The sequence below is a fragment of the Flavobacterium sp. genome (assembly GCF_029945805.1).
GTDB lineage: Bacteria > Bacteroidota > Bacteroidia > Flavobacteriales > Flavobacteriaceae > Flavobacterium.
Map to the genome: position 1 here is coordinate 1 of NZ_JAQSDH010000038.1, position 18,856 is coordinate 18,856.

General features: G+C 31.7%; 18 protein-coding genes, 1 tRNA gene and 1 pseudogene. 8 read left to right on the forward strand and 12 right to left on the reverse strand.

Going from position 1 to position 18,856, the window contains the following annotated elements; translation table 11 throughout:
* Nucleotides 1-90 precede the first annotated feature (90 nt).
* Nucleotides 91-735, reverse strand: coding sequence for a PorT family protein (locus tag PSU83_RS09595; RefSeq protein ID WP_300589189.1), 645 nt, complete (start codon nt 733-735; stop codon nt 91-93).
* A 78-nt stretch (nt 736-813) separates the two neighbouring features.
* Here PSU83_RS09595 and PSU83_RS09600 point away from each other — a divergent pair, with 78 nt between their 5' ends.
* Nucleotides 814-1,797: an SPFH domain-containing protein gene (locus PSU83_RS09600; RefSeq protein ID WP_300589190.1), complete on the forward strand. Its 984-nt coding sequence runs from the start codon at nt 814-816 to the stop codon at nt 1,795-1,797.
* A gap of 30 nt (nt 1,798-1,827) precedes the next feature.
* Here the strand turns inward: PSU83_RS09600 and PSU83_RS09605 are convergent, their stop codons facing one another.
* The 4 genes from PSU83_RS09605 to PSU83_RS09620 all read right to left on the reverse strand — a co-directional run bounded on the left by PSU83_RS09605 (nt 1,828) and on the right by PSU83_RS09620 (nt 4,712).
* Nucleotides 1,828-2,082: a DUF6327 family protein gene (locus PSU83_RS09605; protein ID WP_300589191.1), complete on the reverse strand. Its 255-nt coding sequence runs from the start codon at nt 2,080-2,082 to the stop codon at nt 1,828-1,830.
* Between the two features lie 2 nt (nt 2,083-2,084).
* Nucleotides 2,085-2,435 (reverse strand): competence protein, encoded by a 351-nt coding sequence (locus PSU83_RS09610; RefSeq protein WP_300589192.1) that lies wholly within the window; start codon nt 2,433-2,435, stop codon nt 2,085-2,087.
* Nucleotides 2,435-2,764 carry a YtxH domain-containing protein gene (locus PSU83_RS09615; protein ID WP_300589193.1) on the reverse strand — a complete coding sequence of 110 codons (330 nt, stop codon included), beginning with the start codon at nt 2,762-2,764 and terminating at the stop codon, nt 2,435-2,437. The genes PSU83_RS09610 and PSU83_RS09615 overlap by 1 nt, the downstream gene beginning before the upstream one ends.
* A gap of 262 nt (nt 2,765-3,026) precedes the next feature.
* Nucleotides 3,027-4,712, reverse strand: coding sequence for a glutamine--tRNA ligase/YqeY domain fusion protein (locus tag PSU83_RS09620; RefSeq protein ID WP_300589194.1), 1,686 nt, complete (start codon nt 4,710-4,712; stop codon nt 3,027-3,029).
* 148 nt (nt 4,713-4,860) lie between these two features.
* Here PSU83_RS09620 and folB point away from each other — a divergent pair, with 148 nt between their 5' ends.
* Complete coding sequence (gene folB, locus PSU83_RS09625; protein ID WP_300589195.1) at nt 4,861-5,220, forward strand: dihydroneopterin aldolase; 360 nt, start codon at nt 4,861-4,863, stop codon at nt 5,218-5,220.
* 126 nt (nt 5,221-5,346) lie between these two features.
* Nucleotides 5,347-5,417: transfer RNA gene (locus PSU83_RS09630), tRNA-Cys, on the forward strand.
* 657 nt (nt 5,418-6,074) lie between these two features.
* Here the strand turns inward: PSU83_RS09630 and PSU83_RS09635 are convergent.
* From PSU83_RS09635 to rnr, 3 genes are read right to left on the reverse strand one after another with little or no spacing between them, the layout of a single operon-like run.
* On the reverse strand, nt 6,075-6,770 hold the full coding sequence (locus tag PSU83_RS09635; RefSeq protein ID WP_300589196.1) for a LysE family transporter: 696 nt from the start codon (nt 6,768-6,770) through the stop codon (nt 6,075-6,077).
* Nucleotides 6,771-6,826: 56 nt separating this feature from the next.
* A complete protein-coding gene (locus PSU83_RS09640; RefSeq protein ID WP_300589197.1) occupies nt 6,827-7,492 on the reverse strand; it encodes a head GIN domain-containing protein in 666 nt (221 codons plus the stop codon).
* A gap of 41 nt (nt 7,493-7,533) precedes the next feature.
* Entirely contained in the window at nt 7,534-9,717 is a 2,184-nt protein-coding gene (gene rnr / locus PSU83_RS09645; protein ID WP_300589198.1) for a ribonuclease R, read from the reverse strand.
* Nucleotides 9,718-10,470: 753 nt separating this feature from the next.
* Between rnr and rpiB the strand changes: the two genes are divergently transcribed.
* From rpiB to PSU83_RS09665, 4 genes are all read left to right on the forward strand, one after another.
* On the forward strand, nt 10,471-10,902 hold the full coding sequence (gene rpiB / locus PSU83_RS09650) for a ribose 5-phosphate isomerase B (protein WP_300589199.1): 432 nt from the start codon (nt 10,471-10,473) through the stop codon (nt 10,900-10,902).
* 336 nt (nt 10,903-11,238) lie between these two features.
* A complete protein-coding gene (locus PSU83_RS09655) occupies nt 11,239-12,141 on the forward strand; it encodes a cation diffusion facilitator family transporter (RefSeq protein WP_300589201.1) in 903 nt (300 codons plus the stop codon).
* 10 nt (nt 12,142-12,151) lie between these two features.
* A complete protein-coding gene (locus PSU83_RS09660; RefSeq protein ID WP_300589202.1) occupies nt 12,152-12,973 on the forward strand; it encodes an NAD(P)H-hydrate dehydratase in 822 nt (273 codons plus the stop codon).
* 9 nt (nt 12,974-12,982) lie between these two features.
* Nucleotides 12,983-15,118 carry a Tex family protein gene (locus PSU83_RS09665; protein WP_300589203.1) on the forward strand — a complete coding sequence of 712 codons (2,136 nt, stop codon included), beginning with the start codon at nt 12,983-12,985 and terminating at the stop codon, nt 15,116-15,118.
* A 3-nt stretch (nt 15,119-15,121) separates the two neighbouring features.
* Here the strand turns inward: PSU83_RS09665 and PSU83_RS09670 are convergent, their stop codons facing one another.
* From PSU83_RS09670 to PSU83_RS09680, 3 genes are read right to left on the reverse strand one after another with little or no spacing between them, the layout of a single operon-like run.
* A complete protein-coding gene (locus PSU83_RS09670) occupies nt 15,122-16,021 on the reverse strand; it encodes a hypothetical protein (protein WP_300589204.1) in 900 nt (299 codons plus the stop codon).
* Nucleotides 16,008-17,102: a sigma-70 family RNA polymerase sigma factor gene (locus PSU83_RS09675; RefSeq protein ID WP_300589205.1), complete on the reverse strand. Its 1,095-nt coding sequence runs from the start codon at nt 17,100-17,102 to the stop codon at nt 16,008-16,010. The genes PSU83_RS09670 and PSU83_RS09675 overlap by 14 nt, the downstream gene beginning before the upstream one ends.
* 5 nt (nt 17,103-17,107) lie before the next feature.
* Nucleotides 17,108-18,073 carry a hypothetical protein gene (locus tag PSU83_RS09680; RefSeq protein ID WP_300589206.1) on the reverse strand — a complete coding sequence of 322 codons (966 nt, stop codon included), beginning with the start codon at nt 18,071-18,073 and terminating at the stop codon, nt 17,108-17,110.
* A gap of 120 nt (nt 18,074-18,193) precedes the next feature.
* Between PSU83_RS09680 and PSU83_RS09685 the strand changes: the two are divergent.
* Nucleotides 18,194-18,472, forward strand: a pseudogene (locus PSU83_RS09685) (S1 RNA-binding domain-containing protein); the annotation flags it as partial.
* Between the two features lie 56 nt (nt 18,473-18,528).
* On the opposite strand, the gene PSU83_RS09690 reads toward PSU83_RS09685, so the two are convergent.
* Complete coding sequence (locus PSU83_RS09690) at nt 18,529-18,738, reverse strand: twin-arginine translocase TatA/TatE family subunit (RefSeq protein WP_300589207.1); 210 nt, start codon at nt 18,736-18,738, stop codon at nt 18,529-18,531.
* Nucleotides 18,739-18,856 lie beyond the last annotated feature (118 nt).

The following is an 18,856-nucleotide window of genomic DNA, read 5'->3' on the forward strand; positions in this document are numbered from 1 at the left end:
CATTATTATCAAAATTAATTATAAATTTGTCTAAACTTTTGGGTGCAGTCTATTTTAATGAGAGGCTTTTTTATTAGAACAAAAAATTATTTACAAATTAAAGATAACCTGTCCATTAATAGTTCCTAAATTTCCTTTAAAACTATCGCCATTATTCAAAACTTTTAAATTATCATCTTTATTAAGTTTATTCAAGATATTGGTAAATCCGTATTCATAAAAAATAACCAATCGAATTACTTTCCCACCGGCAGAACCGCCTAAATAAAAGTTACCGCTTACTGGTGAAACATCTACAATCTGATTGGCTTTTAATAAGGTTCCTTTAATTAGTTTGTTTTCATCTGAAGAACTTACCTTTAGCTTTCCATTAATCTGTAAAACGGGTCCAAAATCTAGAGAAATATGGTCTTGAATTACGTTGTAACTAAATAATAATCTAATCTGAACACCTTCAATAGTGTATTTTACGTTATCATTAAAATTAGATTCTAACGAAAAATTATTAGAGAAAAACTGCATTCCATAAATCATGCTCCAATTATTATAATAATTCCCTCTCACAGAAAGTCCTCCTGCAAAACCAGTTTCGGGCTTGGCATTAAAATTATTGGTAAACAAAGTCGTTTGTGAAATTCCCCCTGAAATTCCGATTCGGTTTCCATCTCGGTAGCCGTATTGTGCAAATCCTAGTGATGAAATCATCAGTAAAAGGATTGTCATTTTCTTATTCATGAAATAGTGACTTATAATTTGTAACAAACATACATATATTTCGTATAAACATTGTATTAACAATTTAAATAAAAAAAAATGGATGTTTTTTTAATTGTCTTTCTGGTATTTGGCCTTTTTGTATTGTTCTCGTCTTTTTTTACAGTCAAACAGCAGACTGCTGTAATTGTTGAACGTTTTGGAAAATTTTTAAGTATCCGACAATCGGGCCTTCAATTAAAAATTCCAATGATTGATAGAATCGCGGGTCGTGTGAATTTAAAGATTCAACAATTGGATGTTATTATCGAAACAAAAACTAAAGACAACGTATTTGTTAAGCTTAAAGTTTCTGTACAATTTATGGTGGTAAAAGATACCGTTTATGATGCCTTTTACAAATTAGAATATCCGCATGATCAAATTACTTCTTATGTATTTGACGTAGTACGTGCTGAAGTACCAAAATTGATTTTGGATGATGTATTCGAAAGAAAAGACGATATCGCTATTGCTGTGAAAAGAGAATTAAATGAAGCGATGACGACTTATGGTTATACGATTATAAACACTTTGGTTACCGATATTGATCCTGATATTCAAGTGAAAAATGCAATGAACCGAATCAACGCTGCGGATAGAGAAAAAACAGTTGCGGAATTTGAAGCAGAAGCTTCAAGAATCAGAATTGTAGCTAAAGCCAAAGCAGAAGCAGAAAGCAAACGGTTACAAGGACAAGGTATTGCCGACCAAAGAAGAGAAATTGCCAAAGGTTTGGTAGAAAGTGTAGATGTTTTGAATAGGGTTGGTATCAACTCGCAAGAAGCTTCGGCTTTGATTGTAGTTACACAACATTACGATACTTTACAAGCCATTGGTGCTGATACGAATTCGAATCTGATTTTGTTACCTAATTCTCCACAAGCGGGAAGCGATATGTTGAATAATATGGTTGCTAGTTTCACGGCAAGCAATTTGGTAGGAGAATCAATGAAATCAGGATTGAGAAAAGTAAATTCAAAGAAAAAAAATCTTCTAAACGATAAAAATCTTGAAGATGAAACTACTGAATCAGAGTCATAATTTATAATCAAACTATACTAAAAAAGAGGCTTAATTGCCTCTTTTTCTATTTAAATACCATTTGATTGCAGTTGGTATTAATGTCTTAATAATTATTCCATAGGGTCCAGATGAAAAATCAGAAACAGTTTCTAAAACTTTATTAATTTTCCTAAACGGAATAATACTTTCTTTCGTTTTATCAACATTCAAAAGTACTTTCTGGTAATAGATTTCTCTTTCTAATTTTAGAATTTTTAAATCCAGCTCTATTTGAGCATACGATGAATATTTTTTGGTTTCCATGCTTAGTCGTTAAAAAATATTTCTGAAAATTTCTCTAAAATTGGACCTTCTATTATTTTATCTTTTACCAAGAATAAAAATAGCGCCAGCACTAAATAAATTCCAGCTACAATCAAAAATCCAAAAACGTAGTTGTCCACTAATTTTCCAAAAGCTAATGCACCCGCAACGGAAAGGAATAATAAAACAATCAACAAACACATAGCAATCAAGAAAAACTTAACCATTAATGTTGTTGACTTCATGGCTAATTTAAAACCCCAAAGTTTATAATAAGCCAAACTGCTTTCTACATAAGCTTTTGTGTTTTCTTGAATACCTTCAACATTTTCTTTTAGTTCATCAAATGCCATTATTTTTGAAGTTTGGAGTTTTGCTTTTTAAGTTCGGCTAATTTTTCTTCCAAAAAAGTAATTGCTTCTTCCGCTTTGTAACTAGAATCTGAAAGAAAACTTTCTACCCTATCTTTTAAATCATCTTTTGCATCTGAAAACTTTTCTTTGGTTTCATTCTCAAAAATATTCAATCTAGATTTTGCTTGATCTTTCACATCGTCGAAACCATCTTTTATTTTTTCTCTAGTTCTAGAACCCTTATCCGGAGCAAATAAAACTCCTATTCCAACACCAACTGCAGCACCGGCTAAAACTGCCAAAATACTATTTCCTTTACTACTTGCCATAATATTAAAATTTAGAATATTAAAGTTACAAAAATTATTTATTGTTTTATAAATTGCCCAAACTTATTTTAAAGCCAAATGCTGAAGACTTATGTGCCAAATGCTGTCTTTTGTTACTAAATTTTTAAAAATGCAATAAAATCGATTTATGTTGGTCGGTTTTGATTGCTAAAAATTATATGTTTTTTAAGTTTCATAAGTTTTTTAAATAATAAGAAGGCCCACTAAAAAGTGAGCCTTCGATTTATAAAATCTATATTGATTATTCCTTATTTTCCACTTTGGCCCAAGTATCTCTTAAGCCAACCGTTTTATTAAAAACCAATTTTTCTGCCGAAGAGTCTTTATCGACACAATAATAACCTAAACGTTGAAATTGGAATCGTTCTCCGTTTTTGGCTGATGCCAAACTTGGTTCTAAATATCCCGTAATCACTTCTAATGAATTTGGATTGATGTATTCTTTAAAATCAACCTCTTTATCACCATCTGGATTTTCGTGAGTAAATAATCGGTCGTAAATACGCACCTCAGCTTCAATAGCGTAGTTGATAGAAACCCAATGAATGGTTCCCTTTACTTTTCGTTGCGACGCTTCTGATCCGCTTCCGCTGCGCGAATCTTCATCATAAGTACAATGAATTTCTGTAATATTTCCCGTTGCGTCCTTTATAACACTTTCACCTTTAATAATGTAGGCGTTTTTTAAACGAACTTCAGTTCCCACTGTTAAACGGAAAAACTTCTTGTTTGCTTCTTCCTGAAAATCTTCTCTTTCGATATATAATTCTCTAGAAAAAGGAACCTTTCTAAAACCTAAACTTTCGTCTTCTTGACTATTTTCAGCTTCCAATTCTTCTTCTTTTCCTTCTGGATAGTTGGTAATAACCAACTTCACTGGATTCAAAACTGCCATAACTCGTGACGTAGATTTATTCAATTCTTCGCGAACGCAAAATTCCAACAGTGAAACATCTATTAAATTGGTGCGTTTTGCAATTCCGATAGTAGTAGCAAAGTTCCGAATCGCCATTGGTGGATAACCGCGACGACGCATTCCAGAAATGGTGCTCATTCGTGGATCATCCCAAGATTTCACATATTTATCCTCAACTAATTGCAATAGTTTTCTTTTAGAAACTACAGTATGTGACAAATTTCTGCGGGCAAATTCTCTCTGTTTCGGACGCACTTTAGTGTCATCGTAAACTTGGTCTAAAAACCAATCGTACAATTCTCTATGCGGCAAAAATTCAAGCGTACAAAACGAATGAGAGATCTGTTCTAAATAATCGCTTTCACCATGAGCCCAATCATACATAGGATAAATACACCAATCGTTTCCGGTTCTGTGATGATGTGCATGCAGAATTCGGTACATAATGGGATCACGCATCAACATATTGTTTGCACCCATGCTTATTTTGGCACGAAGAATATGGGTTCCGTTTGGAAATTCGCCATTTTTCATTCGAGTAAACAAATCTAAATTTTCTTCAACCGACCGGTCTCTATATGGTGAATTTGTTCCTGGAGTTGTGGGCGTTCCTTTTTGGATTGCCATGTCCTCTGAAGATTGACTGTCGACATAAGCTTTACCAGCTTTAATAAACTCAACTGCCCAATCGTATAATTGTTGAAAATAATCAGAGGCGTAACATTCGTTATTCCATTCAAATCCAAGCCATTCAATATCTTTTTTTATAGCATCTACATATTCCTGCTCTTCTTTCGCTGGATTGGTATCATCAAAACGCAAATTCACCGGCGCTTGATAATCAATCCCTAAACCAAAGTTTAAACAAATCGCACTAGCGTGTCCAACATGTAAATAACCATTGGGTTCAGGCGGAAAACGAAAACGCAATTTGTTCTTTGACAAACCTGTTTTCAAATCTTCTTCTATTATTTGTTCGATGAAATTTAGCGATTTCTCTTCTATTGACATATTCAAAATTTTGAGCGACAAAGTTATCAAATTTGTTGGTTATTTGGTAATTCGTTGATTTGGATATTTTACTTTTTAGAAGTAGAAATACAAATATTTAGTACTTTTATCAAATAAACACATAACCAAATCCTCAAATTACCTTTTTATGGGAACTATAAAACTTCAAAATATTAGAACCTACTCCTTTCATGGCTGTCTTGAAGAGGAGGCGAAAATAGGTTCAGAGTACCGTGTGGATTTAGAAATCAAAACCGATTTGAGAAAATCGTCACTTTCTGATGAGCTCAAAGACACGGTAGATTATGTGCTTTTGAATAAAATAGTTGTTGAAGAAATGGCAATTCGTTCTAATTTGTTAGAACATGTTGCTGAACGAATTCTATCTCGAATCTTTAAGGAAGTCCCAGCAATTTCTAGAATAGTATTGGCAGTATCCAAACTAAATCCACCCATTGGCGGTGATGTAGAAGCAGTTACTATTGAAATGGAAGAATATCGTAGTTAAGATTACAGATTTAAGATTTAAAAATGCAGAATAAAATCAAAAATCGTTAAACTAAAAACAACAATTAAAAGTTTTTCAATTTTGTCTTTTGTCTTTTAAGTTTTTTAGTATATTTGCCGTCCAATTGGCATCGTGGCCGAGCGGCTAGGCACCGGTCTGCAAAACCGTCTACTCCGGTTCGAATCCGGACGATGCCTCTTAATTAAGCTCTCTTTTTGAGAGCTTTTTTTATGTGAAATTTTTAGAAAAAATTAATTAAAGACAACTGCAAAACCGTCCGCTGCTTTCTTCAGCTACTTCGAATACAGACGATTCCTCTTAATTAAGCTCTCTTTTTGAGAGCTTTTTTTATGTGAAATTTTTAGAAAAAATTAATTAAAGACAACTGCAAAACCGTCCGCTGCTTTCTTCAGCTACTTCGAATACAGACGATTCCTCTTAATTAAGCTCTCTTTTTGAGAGCTTTTTTTATGTGAAATTTTTAGAAAAAATTAATTAAAGACAACTGCAAAACCGTCCGCTGCTTTCTTCAGCTACTTCGAATACAGACGATTCCTCTTAATTAAGCTCTCTTTTTGAGAGCTTTTTTTATGTGAAATTTTTAGAAAAAATTAATTAAAGACAACTGCAAAACCGTCCGCTGCTTTCTTCAGCTACTTCGAATACAGACGATTCCTCTTAATTAAGCTCTCTTTTGAAGTGTTATTATTTGTAATTCTACAAAGTAACTAAAGAAGTTTTTAAGCATTTCAAAAGGCTTGCTGTAACAATTTCTATACAAGTAACTATAGAAAAATTGGATCTCCGAGATAATAGCATTTTTAAATCCCTCTAAATTTTATAGTAGTAAAAAATTATTTCTGATGTTCTAACTTTTCAATTGCCTTGTCAACAATCTTCTGTTCTTTTGGAATCCATGCTTGCGATAGTAAAACAGTACCGCAGATAATCAATACTATACTTATAACTTTTTTGATTAAGAGAATATTTTTTTGGGTTAGTTTGCTTCGTAATTGTTTAGCTAATAATATTTTGAAAATATCGGTAACGAAATAAACGATAATTAAAGTAATAAAGAAAGTCAACATTCTAGATGTTTTTAATTCTAATTGTGGACCAATAGTAATAAGGATTGCTAGCCAAAATCCGAGTACACCAATATTAATAAAATTCAAGAAAAACCCTTTGATAAATAAAGTCAAATAATTAGTTTTTGCTAATTCTTTTGGATCGATTTCGTCAATTTTTGCTTTTTTGGCTTCCTTTTGGTTATTTACAAAAGAAATAATTCCGTACGTCAACATTACCAATCCTCCAAAAATAAACAAGGCTGGATCATCTTTAATGCTTTGAATCAATCGGTAACTACTAAAAAAAGCAATGGTAATAAAAACAATATCTGCTAAAACTACACCCATATCAAATACAAGTGCAGCTCTAAAACCTTTGACAACACTTGTTTCAAGTAATACAAAGAAAACCGGTCCAATCATAAAACTTAGAAAGAAACCAAGCGGAATGGCAGATAGAATGTCTTTAAGTAAAATCATTATTAAATTTTTGACACCGCAATTTAGAATTTAAAATTCAAAATGTAAAATAATTTCTACTTTGCTTCTTTGATTTCTCCGCCAGCAACCACCTTTGAATTGATTTTCTTTGGCTTACCATGAATTATTATTTCTCCTCCAGCTCTCACTTTGGCATCAACCAAATCTGTAGCATAAACATCGGCTTCACCACCAGCATTATTGGTAATTGTAGTTTGTTGTGTCTCCAATTTTTCAGCATTATAAATACTGCCCGAATTCACTAAAACATCTTGAACTTTTGCACTTCCTTCAACGGTAACTGTTGAACCACTTACAGTTCTTACTTTCAATTTATCAACTTCTAAAATCAATTTTACTTCTGATCCTTCTTTCGCAATAATATCAAATGAGGTTTCTTTAATTTTATCTCCACACGCAATTCTAGAACCCTCGTTCGCTTCTACTGCATCAATATTGGTATAATAAACAGTCACCGAAAGATTATCTCCATCTAATAATTTTAATAATGGTAATCTAATTTTTAATTCACCATTTTTAGTAAGGATCTCAACGTCCTCTGCATTTTTCCCTTCTATTTGAACTCGGTTTTCATTTCTGGGAACCAACATTACATCAATTCTATCGAAAGTGGTTACTTTATTAAAATCGCCTAGTGTTTTTTCAATTTGTCCAAAAGCCGTCGAACTCAATGCTAATAGACCAAAAACTATCTTTCTCATAAACCTTTTTTTTCTGATTACTAAAAACTAAAAATCAAATACTAATCTTGATTTCTTCTGATAAAGTGGAAATCCAATTGTTTCTTAACTAAATCGGCATTTTTTACTTTTACAAAAACTTCATCTCCAAGTTGTAAAATACTCTGCGTAGCTTGACCAACCAAAGCATATTGTTTTTCATCAAACGTATAATAATCCTCTTTTATCTCGCGAATTCGAACCATTCCTTCGCATTTATTTTCGACGATTTCAACATAAATTCCCCATTCGGTTACGCCTGAAATAACGCCTAAAAACTCCTGATCTTTATGATCTTGCATGTACTTCACTTGCATGTATTTCACTGAATCTCTTTCTGCTTGTGCAGCCAAACCTTCCATATCACTAGAATGTGCACATTTTTCTTCATACACATCAGCATCGACAGATTTTCCTCCATCTAAATAATATTGTAATAAGCGGTGTGCTATTACATCTGGATAACGACGAATTGGTGAAGTAAAATGACTGTAATATTCAAATGCTAAACCATAATGTCCAATATTCTCAGTCGAATATTTAGCTTTACTCATACTGCGAATCGTCAATGTATCTACTAAATTTTGCTCTTTCTTTCCGTTTACATCATTCAGTAATTTATTTAAAGACATAGAAATATCTTGTTTTGATTTCATGTTTATGGTATAACCAAATTTAGAAATAACGGTCTGCAAATTGATTAATTTATCTTCGTTAGGTTCATCGTGAATTCGATAAATAAAAGTTTTCTTTTGTTTCCCAATAAATTCTGCTACCTTCCTGTTGGCCAACAACATAAATTCTTCAATTAAATGATTGGCATCCTTCGAAATTTTAAAGAAAACACCAACGGGCTCTGATTCTTCATTTAAATTAAATTTAACTTCAACCTTATCAAAAGATATTGCTCCTTCCGCCATTCTTTTTCTGCGCAGTATAACTGCTAAATCTTGCATTTTAAGTGTTGCTGAAACAATATCTTCAGAAACTTTATATTCTTGTCCAGTTATTGAAATTTCAGCTGGAATTAGATTTGATTTTGTCTCTATAATTTGTTGTGCTTCTTCATAAGCAAACCGTTGATCAGAATAAATAATAGTTCTTCCAAACCATGAATCTACCACTTCAGCTTTGGCATTCAGTTGAAAAATAGCCGAAAAAGTATATTTCTCTTCATGTGGACGGAGCGAACAAGCAAAATTAGATAATACTTCGGGTAGCATGGGTACAACACGATCCACTAAATAGACAGAAGTCGCTCGTTTATAGGCTTCGTCATCTAGTATTGTTCCTTCTTGTAAATAATGAGAAACATCAGCAATATGGACACCAATTTCATAGTTTCCATTTTCTAACACTTGAAATGATAGCGCATCGTCAAAATCTTTAGCATCTTTTGGATCTATAGTAAACGTCAATACTTTTCGCATATCACGACGTTTATCAATTTCTATTTGTGTTATCGTTGTATCAATTTTATTAGCGTATGCTTCTACTTCAATTGGAAAATCATAGGGCAAACCGTATTCTGCTAAAATTGCATGAATTTCGGTATTGTGTTCACCTGGTTTACCAAGTACCTTCATTACAGAGCCAAAAGGGGAATCAGCTTTAACTGGCCAGTCTTCCATCTGAACCAAAACAACATCGCCATGTTCGGCATCACCTAATTTATTTTTTGGAATAAAAATATCAGTATACATTTTGGCATTTGCCGTAGTTACAAATCCAAAATTCTTCTGGATATCAACAACACCAACGAATTCGGTTTTATGTCTTTCAATAATTTCAATTACTTCTGCTTCCGGTTTTCTCGAACTTCTTCGATTATAAACATACGCTTTAACCTTATCTCCATCTAACGCATGATTCAGATTTATAAAAGGAATAAATACATCATTTTCTAGTTCATCACAAACAAAATATCCTGTTTTTCTTGAAGTCATATCCACTACTCCTTCATAATATTGTTGACTGGATGCTTTAACTAAATATGTTCCTGGTTCAGCTTCTGTAATCAATTTCTGCGCTGCCAGAATCTTTAAATCTTTTATAATTTCGTTTCTGCTTTTGGTATCATCCAATTCTAAAATAGCAGCTATTTGTTTGTATGTAAAGGGTTTATTTGCGTTTTTAGATAATATTTTAAATATCTTTTCGGAAAAAGTTTTCTCATTTTTTCCAAACTTCGTAGGTTTCTTACTCATTTTTGTTTTCTAATTAATGTTGAAAATTACGAAATACTTACAAGTAATGAATCATAACGATTCAGTTTTAATATAAATGTAACATTATAGGAACAGAAATAAAATTGAAATCACTACAAAAAGAATGTTATCAACACATATTAAAAATAACATTAAAAAAAATTAATTAAATTTAAATTTATGATGGTTATTATAGCGTGTTCATTTGTACAACAACTTTATAATTTTAAGAGAGATTTTGTAGTTATTCTTTTTTATATAGATTTATCAACATAGTTATTCAAATTTAAACAACTCATTTTAAACCTTTTTTTAGATTTAGTCAACAGTTGTTCACAACTCAATATCGTTAATTTTTGTAGATAACTTTCATCCTTAATTTCTGTTGAAAACCCCCTTTTTTGTATTGATAACTTTTCTAAAAATAACCCAAACTTAATTAGTTTTTTCCACCTAAGTTTTTGATTACATTTTTTAATAAGACAAAGCTAAAAAACTTCTAAAATTCTATCTAAAGTTGTTAACAATTAGTACTAACTTAAGATTAACTCAGTATCAATACTTTGAGAAATACTATTAACATTCTATAATTTTAACATATATATTAAATAAAATGCAATGATTTACAAATAGTTATAAAAATATTTTGATGTAGTAAACGTGTCGCAGCTTAATAATCAAACACTTGTAATAAACGAAAAATACAACCAAATCTTTATGTAAATTTGTGCAACAAATTACAAATACGACACTATGAAAATTTCAATAGGAAACGATCATGCAGGACCAGAATATAAGAAAGCAATTGTGGACTTTTTAAAACAAAAAGGGCACGAAATTTTAAACCACGGAACCGACACTTTTGATAGTGTGGATTATCCGGATTTTGGTCACAATGTTGCCATAGATGTTGAAACAGGAAAAGCAATTTTTGGTATTGTGATTTGTGGTAGTGGAAATGGAATAGCCATGACTGCAAACAAGCATCAGGGAATTAGAGCCGCCTTATGTTGGACTAGAGAAATAGCTTCTTTAGCAAGACAACATAATGATGCTAATATCATTAGCATTCCGGCACGATTTACTTCTGTTCAGCAAGCTGTAGAAATGGTTGATACTTTTTTAAATACGAATTTTGAAGGCGGAAGACACGCAACTCGAGTTGATAAAATAGCTTGTAAATAATACTACTTCATGTTTGAATATTTAAAAACAGCTTCGGATTATATTACTTTTAGTAGAAAAACAGCTTTGATTACTTTTTTACTAGGGACAATAATTGTTTCTCTATATTATGTTACGTCCTATAGTGGTGTTATTTATATCAGCTTGTTTTTTATGATTAGTTTTTTTCTTTTAAATAGTGTGCTTTTTGTTAAGCTACTTATTTTTTTCTTTAAAGACAAAGAAGAAAGAAATGCAATTACTGTAACACTTTTATTAATGTTATTGAATTTACCTATTGGTTATTTATACTTACAAATAGGATTTTCAATTTACAGCCTTATCAATATTTAATCAATGGCAGAAATACACATTCACAAACATGAAGTCAAAGGGAAAAATTTAATTATTTCGATTCTTTTAAACCTACTTATTACTATTGCTCAAGTAGTTGGAGGAATTATTTCGGGAAGTTTGGCTTTGATTTCGGATGCGCTTCATAATTTTTCAGATGTACTTTCTTTATGTTTTAGTCTTTTTGCGCATAAACTTTCAAGACGAAAAGCCTCAGTAGATTATACATTTGGTTATAAAAGAGCCGAATTAATTGCCGCTTTTATAAATGCAATTACATTAATTGTTGTGGCACTATTTTTAGTTTATGAAGCTTCTACAAGATTGTTCCATCCAGAACCAATCAAATCTACTTTGGTTATTTGGTTAGCGCTTTTAGGAATTATTGTTAACGGCGGTTCGGTTTTATTACTAAAAAAAGATTCGGAACACAACCTTAATATGAAATCGGCATATTTGCATTTATTGACCGATATGATGGCTTCGGTTGCTGTTTTAGTTGGTGGTTTGTTAATGAAATTTTATGGCTGGTTTTGGGTTGATAGTCTAATGACTTTGTTGATTGCATTTTATCTAATCTACGTAAGTTATGATTTGATTAAATCAGCCACTAAAATGTTAATGCTTTTCACGCCAGATTACATCGATATAAAAGAAATTGTTCGGGAAGTACATAAAATTAAAGGCATTAGTAAACTGCACCATATTCACGTTTGGAATTTAAATGATGAAGAACTGCACCTTGAAGCCCATTTAGATTGTTCAGAAGATATAAAAATGAGCGAATTCAATATTCTATTAGATGAAGTTGAGCAAGTTTTATTTAAAAAATTCAAAATTAATCATACCAACATTCAACCCGAATTTAAAAAAGAAGATCCAAAAGATTTTATCGTTCAAGATTAAATTGTAAAAAATGACTACACTAGATTTACATATAATTCAATCTATCTATAAAAAACGATTACCCAATTCTAATAAAGGCAATCATGGTCATGCTTTGATAATCGCCGGAAGCAAATCTAAAATGGGCGGCGCAGTTATTGCAACCAAAGCTTGTCTTAGAACTGGCGCAGGTTTGGTTACCGTAAATGTTCCTAAGAAAGAACGACTTGCCATCTTTAATTTTATTCCTGAAGCGATGATTGAATTTAGAAATGATAAGAACGACTGCAATATCTATAGCGCGGTAGCTATTGGACCAGGAATTGGAGTAGAAAAAAATGCAGAAAAATTACTATTCAAAGTTCTGGAAAGCAAAAAAAAAGGAATAGTTTTAGATGCTGATGCTTTAACTATAATTGCCAAAAATCAAATCCTGATTTCAAAAATTCCTCAAAAAACAATACTAACGCCACATCCAAAAGAATTTGACAGACTTTTTGGAAACCATACCAATGATGACGAAAGAAGAGCAAAAGGAATTGCAAAAGCCAAGGAATTGCAATGCATAATTGTTTTAAAAGGACACAAAACCTTTGTTACAGATGGAAAAGAAAGTTTTGGAAATTCAACTGGAAATTCAGGTTTGGCAAAAGGCGGTTCAGGAGACGCATTAACCGGAATCATAACGGCTTTTATAGCGCAAGGTTATGAACCAATACATGCTGCTTTGCTCGGAGTTTATATTCACGGATTTGCAGCAGACATTACATTAGAAACACAAAGCGAGGAAAGCATGTTGATAACAGACGTTATCGAAAACTTAGGAAAATCTTTCAAAAAAATTCAAAACTAATTTTAGATAATGACTACCATACAATTCATTCAAAGCCAAGTAAACACTTCGCCAAAAAACATTGAAGCCACTTTAAAATTACTTTCTGAAGACTGCACCATTCCGTTTATTTCACGTTACCGAAAAGACCAAACCGGAAATCTCGATGAAGTCGTAATCGAATCAATAGCAAAACTTTCAAAACAATATGCCGAAATCGTAAAACGAAAAGAATCGATTCTGAAAACGATAGACGAGCAAGGTCAGCTTACACCCGAATTAGGAAAAAAAATCAAAGAAAGTTTCGATTTACAGGAAATAGAAGATTTGTATTTGCCTTATAAAAGGAAGAAAAAAACCAGAGCTGATGTCGCCAGAGAAAACGGATTGGAGCCTTTGGCTAAAATTATTTTTGCACAAGGAAAAGACGATATTGATTGTATTTCGACACAGTATTTGAATGATAATGTCAAAAATGAAGATGAAGCATTACAAGGTGCTCGAGACATCATTGCCGAATGGATTAATGAAAACACGTTCATCCGGAAAAATCTTAGACGATTGTTTCAGCGAAAAGCCATCGTGTCCACGAAAGTGGTAAAGAAAAAACAAGACGAGGAAGAAGCTCATAAATTCAAACAGTATTTTGATTGGGCAGAACCCATTTCAAAAGCGCCATCACACCGATTATTAGCCATGCTTCGTGCCGAAAACGAAGGATTTATAAAGCTAAACATCGATATTGATCCCGAGCGGTCGGGAGAAGAAGCAATTGATTTTATCGAAAATGAAATAATTAAAGCCAAAAACGACACGACTGAACATATTGAATTAGCTATAAAAGACAGTTACAAACGATTGCTCGAACCCGCAATTTCAAATGAAACTTTACAGGAATTTAAGGCTAAAGCCGATAAAACCGCAATCGATGTTTTTGCCAATAATCTAGGACAACTTTTGCTCGCGCCGCCATTAGGTGAAAAACGAATTCTCGCCATCGATCCAGGATTTCGTTCGGGTTGCAAAATTGTTTGCTTGGATGAAAAAGGCGATCTGTTATACAATGAAACCATTTATCCGCACCAACCGCAGAACGAAAGTGCAATGGCGATGAAAAAAATTCGTTCGATGGTAAATGCCTATAATATTGAAGCCATTTCAATTGGAAACGGAACCGCAAGTCGGGAAACCGAATTTTTTATCAAGAAAATAGCATTCGATAAACCCGTACAAGTTTTTATAGTTTCGGAAGCTGGAGCCTCTGTTTATTCAGCCTCGAAAATTGCGCGTGAAGAATTTCCAAAATATGATGTTACGGTTCGTGGATCGGTTTCTATCGGACGACGTTTGGCAGATCCGTTGGCGGAATTGGTAAAAATCGATCCAAAATCAATAGGTGTCGGACAATACCAGCACGATGTAGATCAGACAAAATTGAAAGAAGAATTAGATACGGTTGTAACGCGTTGCGTGAATTCGGTTGGCATAAATATCAATACAGCAAGTAAATCGTTGTTGAGTTATGTCTCAGGAATTGGCGAAAAAATGGCAGAAAACATTGTTCTTTACCGTTCAGAAAACGGTGCTTTTGAAGATAGAAAGCAAATTAAAAAAGTACCACGTTTAGGCGAGAAAGCCTACCAACAAGCAGCAGCATTCATCAGAATCCATAATGGTAAAAACCCGTTGGATAATTCGGCAGTACATCCAGAAGCGTATCCCATTGTAGAAAAAATGGCAAAAGATTTGGGTTTAAAAACGAATGATTTGATTGCCAATAAAGACAAAATCAAACTGATTAAACTCGAAAATTATGCTACTGCAGAAATTGGAATTCTAGGACTAAAAGATATTGTAAAAGAACTTGAAAAACCAGGATTGGATCCAAGAAAAGCCGCTAAAGTATTTGAATTTGATCCGACCGTAACTTCCATAAAAAATGTTAGAACTGGAATGATTTTACCCGGAATTGTGAATAACATTACTGCGTTCGGTTGTTTTGTCGATATCGGAATTAAAGAAAGCGGATTGGTTCACATTTCGCAACTTAAAGCTGGTTTTGTTTCGGATGTAAATGAAGTTGTGAAATTACATCAACACGTTCAAGTGAAAGTTGTTGCCGTTGATGAAGATCGAAAGAGGATTCAGTTGACGATGGTGCTATAACTTTTAAAATTGATAGGCCAAACTAATCCCAAAATTATTTTGATTTATCTTTTTAGAAATTGCAAAAGTGTCATTTGAACTATTTTTGAAAATCAAATTTTTTGCATTTGCATTGGAATAATTTATTCCAACCGACCATTTTCGGGTTAATTGATAATCCAATTGAACTAAATAACCAAAATATAAAGATTTTGCCGTGTAAGTTTGGGTTTCATCAAAAGTTAATGGTAAACTTCCTGACGAACCAATAAAAGTTGATTTATAGTTGCTTATGTTTCCAAAAACACCAATTGAAGGCGTATATTTTTTAATTTTCCAATAAAATTGTATCGGAATTTGATATTGAAAACCTTTGTTTGTTAAGGAATTAAATAATTTCGGATTCCCGTCTGGTGTAAAATAATAACCATTTAACGAAGAGTTGTTTTGTGTTGCATCAAAATTAAAAGTGCTTATTGAAAGAAACGTTTCAAAACCAGTTCCAATTGCAAAATTGGGGTGAAAAAGTGTTTTCTTAACAAAAACACCAAGCCCAAAATTCATTTGAAATTTTGCATTAAATTCTTTAAACATCGAATTAGAACTAAAACCAGCAATTAGTTTTGCACCAAATCCCCAGTTTTTTGGAAACGGTTTCCGTTTGGGTAGTACAATCAAAGAATCTACAGGAATTATTGTTTTTTTATCGTTTTGAAAAAAGGTTAGAGTAGGTTTATTCCCGTTTTTTTCGGGAGTAATTTCAATTTTATCAAACTTAATTTTATCTAGTGGTTTATCAATAAAAATGGTGTCATGAACAATTACGTCTTCATAAACATAAATAGTATCAGCTACTTTTTTGTTTTGTGAAAAACCAAGAAAACCTATGAATAAAAGAAACCACAGAAATTTATTTTTGAACATAAACCGTGTCTTTTTTTATAATTTGTTTTTTAATAACTACCACTTTTGGCGTTTCTTGTTTTGTAATAGAATCTTTATTTTGTATGCTTGAGGTAGTATTTTGTTTTAGAACAGAATTTACAACAACCTTATTTTTTGAAACAACTTTTTCAGAATTTATCGAATTGTTTTCTATTTTTTTTTCTGTCACAGAATCCGTTTTTACAACTTCAACTTTAGTTAAATCAGCAGAAGAATCATCATTAATTAGTTCTTTATTATTAATAGTTTGTTTTTCATTTCCATTAAGAGTTCCCTCTTTTTTTAGATAATAAAAAACCAAAAAAGGTACTATAATAAAAACAGCACCAACTTTTAAAAATTGAAAATAATTTGGCGATTTAGTAGAAAAATTAATCATTGAACTTTCAACTTTTCTTGATAAATCTAATTGATTTTTGGGTTGAATTTCAAAATCAGAAAATGATTTTTTAAACTTTTGGGAAAACATTTGATTTCCAAATCCTAAAAACAAAAAGAAAATAATTCTTTGTTTTTTATTTTCATCTTTTTCGTTGTTTTTTATTTTTTCGAGTAAATATTCTTGAACATTCTTTCGTGCTCGCGAAAGACTTGATTTGGAAGTTCCGACAGAAATTTTCAACAACTTACTGATTTCTAAATGCGAAAACTGATCTACTATATATAAGTTAAAAACTGCTTTATGATTTTCTGATAACGAATCAATAGCTTCCAGCAAATTTTCTTGGCTGAAATCGAAAGCTAATATTGCAGCTTTTTTATCAAATTCTAAAGTATTTATCATGGTTGTTTCGTCAATAAATTCAAAGTTTTCTGCGCTTGTAAAACTAATTTTAATTTCATTTTTCAAATAATTTAATGCTTTGTTAATAACAATTCGGCTCAACCAACCATTTAAAACTTCTTTGTTTTTTAACTCGTTTTCTTTTTGAATAGCAATAATAAATGAGTCTTGAACAATATCTTCAGCAGTAGCAATATTTTTTATATACCTACGACAAATCCCCAAAAGTTTTGGGGATTGTTTTGTGTAAATTTCATTCCAATTAGTTTGTTGCATAGGTATTAATCAATGTATAAATTATTGTATACTTCGTTAGAAGTTGCTGTCATTGTTATGACATTGTTTATTTTCACAATTTGACTATTACTTCCCTCAATGGTATATAAATTATCACTTACAACAGTAAATGTTTTTATAATATCTGTTTGAGGAATGGAATAACCAAGAATAGAATTTTTATAAATCCCAAATAAACTACTGAAATATAAATTATTATTATCAAACATTAATTTTTCTACATCTTGAATAACTGAAGAATTAGATTCTAAATTTGTACTTAAATTTTTATAATAAACTGTATTTGAGTTTGAATTTCTTCCGTAAATGGTTATTTGATTATTGTTTCCTGCAATTCCTTTTAATTCCACACCACTTGGAACACTTTGAGAAACAGTGTTAACGAAAACACCCCAAGAAGGAGTAGTAACATAAATTTCATTGTTTTGAACTTTTATTTTACAAACTTCAGCGTTAGCATTTGTTGTGTTGTTGTTAATTAAATCAGTAGCTACATTATTTTTCCAAGTTTTTAAACTAAAAGCATTCGTCGCAAAATTTTTAGTAAAACCAACAAAGTAAACATCACTTCCCACTACGTCCATGTCACTAACGTAAAGAAAATTATCTAAAGATTCAGTAAAAAATAATGCATTCAGATTTGTTAAAACCCCATTTTTCCAATATAAATTTGGACCATAGTTGCTGCCTCCAGTTGGAAAAGCTGTTCCTAATACATATACATCATCATTAGACACAATTATTTTTTTTGCAGCAGATCCAGTAAAACTTCCAGGATCTAACACTACCAATTGATTGTTTTTCCAATAGCAGGCTTGATTGTTTTTTTGTCCAGCTACGTAAACATCTACTGGATTTTGAGTAATTGGATTAGCTACATTTTCATCGTTGTTGCAACTAATAGTAAAGGTTAATAAAACCATCGCGAAAATCGAACATAATTTTTTCATTATATAATTTTTTTAAAGTTATTACTATTAAGACAAACAAAAACTAGAAGGTTGCAGTAAAAATTAAAAAAATCACAAATTTTAAAAGGCAAATTAAAAAAATCAATTGAATCACAATAAAGAAAATCAGCCAAGGTTTTCGAATTTGATCCAACAGTAACCTCCATAAAAAACATAAAAACGGGAATGATTTTACGCGGAATTGTCAATAACATTACTGCGTTCGGTTGTTTTGTCGATATCGGAATTAAAGAAAGTGGATTAGTTCATATTTCGCAACTCAAAGCAGGATTTGTTTCGGATGTAAATGAAGTTGTTAAATTACATCAACACGTTCAAGTGAAAGTTATTGAGGTTGATGAAGAACGAAAACGCATACAACTTACGATGATACTTTAACTAAAAAATCCCAAAAGCCTAATGGAATTTGGGATTTTTTATTATTTAAAAGAATACTATTTTTTAGCTTCTTCTTCTTCTTTTTTAGATACAGCATTCGCTTCTTCTTCACCTTTAGATGCTTTTTTAAATTCGTTAACTCCAGAACCTAATCCTTTCATTAATTCAGGAATTTTTTTACCACCAAAAAACAGCAAAACGACAACCGCAACCAAAATCATTTGATTAACGCCGAATTCACCTAAAAATATAGTTAAAAGTTTCATAGTTTCAAAATTAGAAATAATTATTTTGCAAATGTAGAAAATAATTGATTAAACCCGCAAATAATCGGCAATAAAGAACGTTAAAATCACAAGATGGTTTTGGAACTTATTTCTATAT

Coding starts and splice junctions, on each gene's coding strand:
- PSU83_RS09595 (WP_300589189.1), bottom strand. CDS start 735: ATGAATAAGAAAATGACAATCCTTTTACTGATGATTTCATCACTAGGA.
- PSU83_RS09600 (WP_300589190.1), top strand. CDS start 814: ATGGATGTTTTTTTAATTGTCTTTCTGGTATTTGGCCTTTTTGTATTG.
- PSU83_RS09605 (WP_300589191.1), bottom strand. CDS start 2,082: ATGGAAACCAAAAAATATTCATCGTATGCTCAAATAGAGCTGGATTTA.
- PSU83_RS09610 (WP_300589192.1), bottom strand. CDS start 2,435: ATGGCATTTGATGAACTAAAAGAAAATGTTGAAGGTATTCAAGAAAAC.
- PSU83_RS09615 (WP_300589193.1), bottom strand. CDS start 2,764: ATGGCAAGTAGTAAAGGAAATAGTATTTTGGCAGTTTTAGCCGGTGCT.
- PSU83_RS09620 (WP_300589194.1), bottom strand. CDS start 4,712: ATGTCAATAGAAGAGAAATCGCTAAATTTCATCGAACAAATAATAGAA.
- folB (WP_300589195.1), top strand. CDS start 4,861: ATGGGAACTATAAAACTTCAAAATATTAGAACCTACTCCTTTCATGGC.
- PSU83_RS09635 (WP_300589196.1), bottom strand. CDS start 6,770: ATGATTTTACTTAAAGACATTCTATCTGCCATTCCGCTTGGTTTCTTT.
- PSU83_RS09640 (WP_300589197.1), bottom strand. CDS start 7,492: ATGAGAAAGATAGTTTTTGGTCTATTAGCATTGAGTTCGACGGCTTTT.
- rnr (WP_300589198.1), bottom strand. CDS start 9,717: ATGAGTAAGAAACCTACGAAGTTTGGAAAAAATGAGAAAACTTTTTCC.
- rpiB (WP_300589199.1), top strand. CDS start 10,471: ATGAAAATTTCAATAGGAAACGATCATGCAGGACCAGAATATAAGAAA.
- PSU83_RS09655 (WP_300589201.1), top strand. CDS start 11,239: ATGGCAGAAATACACATTCACAAACATGAAGTCAAAGGGAAAAATTTA.
- PSU83_RS09660 (WP_300589202.1), top strand. CDS start 12,152: ATGACTACACTAGATTTACATATAATTCAATCTATCTATAAAAAACGA.
- PSU83_RS09665 (WP_300589203.1), top strand. CDS start 12,983: ATGACTACCATACAATTCATTCAAAGCCAAGTAAACACTTCGCCAAAA.
- PSU83_RS09670 (WP_300589204.1), bottom strand. CDS start 16,021: ATGTTCAAAAATAAATTTCTGTGGTTTCTTTTATTCATAGGTTTTCTT.
- PSU83_RS09675 (WP_300589205.1), bottom strand. CDS start 17,102: ATGCAACAAACTAATTGGAATGAAATTTACACAAAACAATCCCCAAAA.
- PSU83_RS09680 (WP_300589206.1), bottom strand. CDS start 18,073: ATGAAAAAATTATGTTCGATTTTCGCGATGGTTTTATTAACCTTTACT.
- PSU83_RS09690 (WP_300589207.1), bottom strand. CDS start 18,738: ATGAAACTTTTAACTATATTTTTAGGTGAATTCGGCGTTAATCAAATG.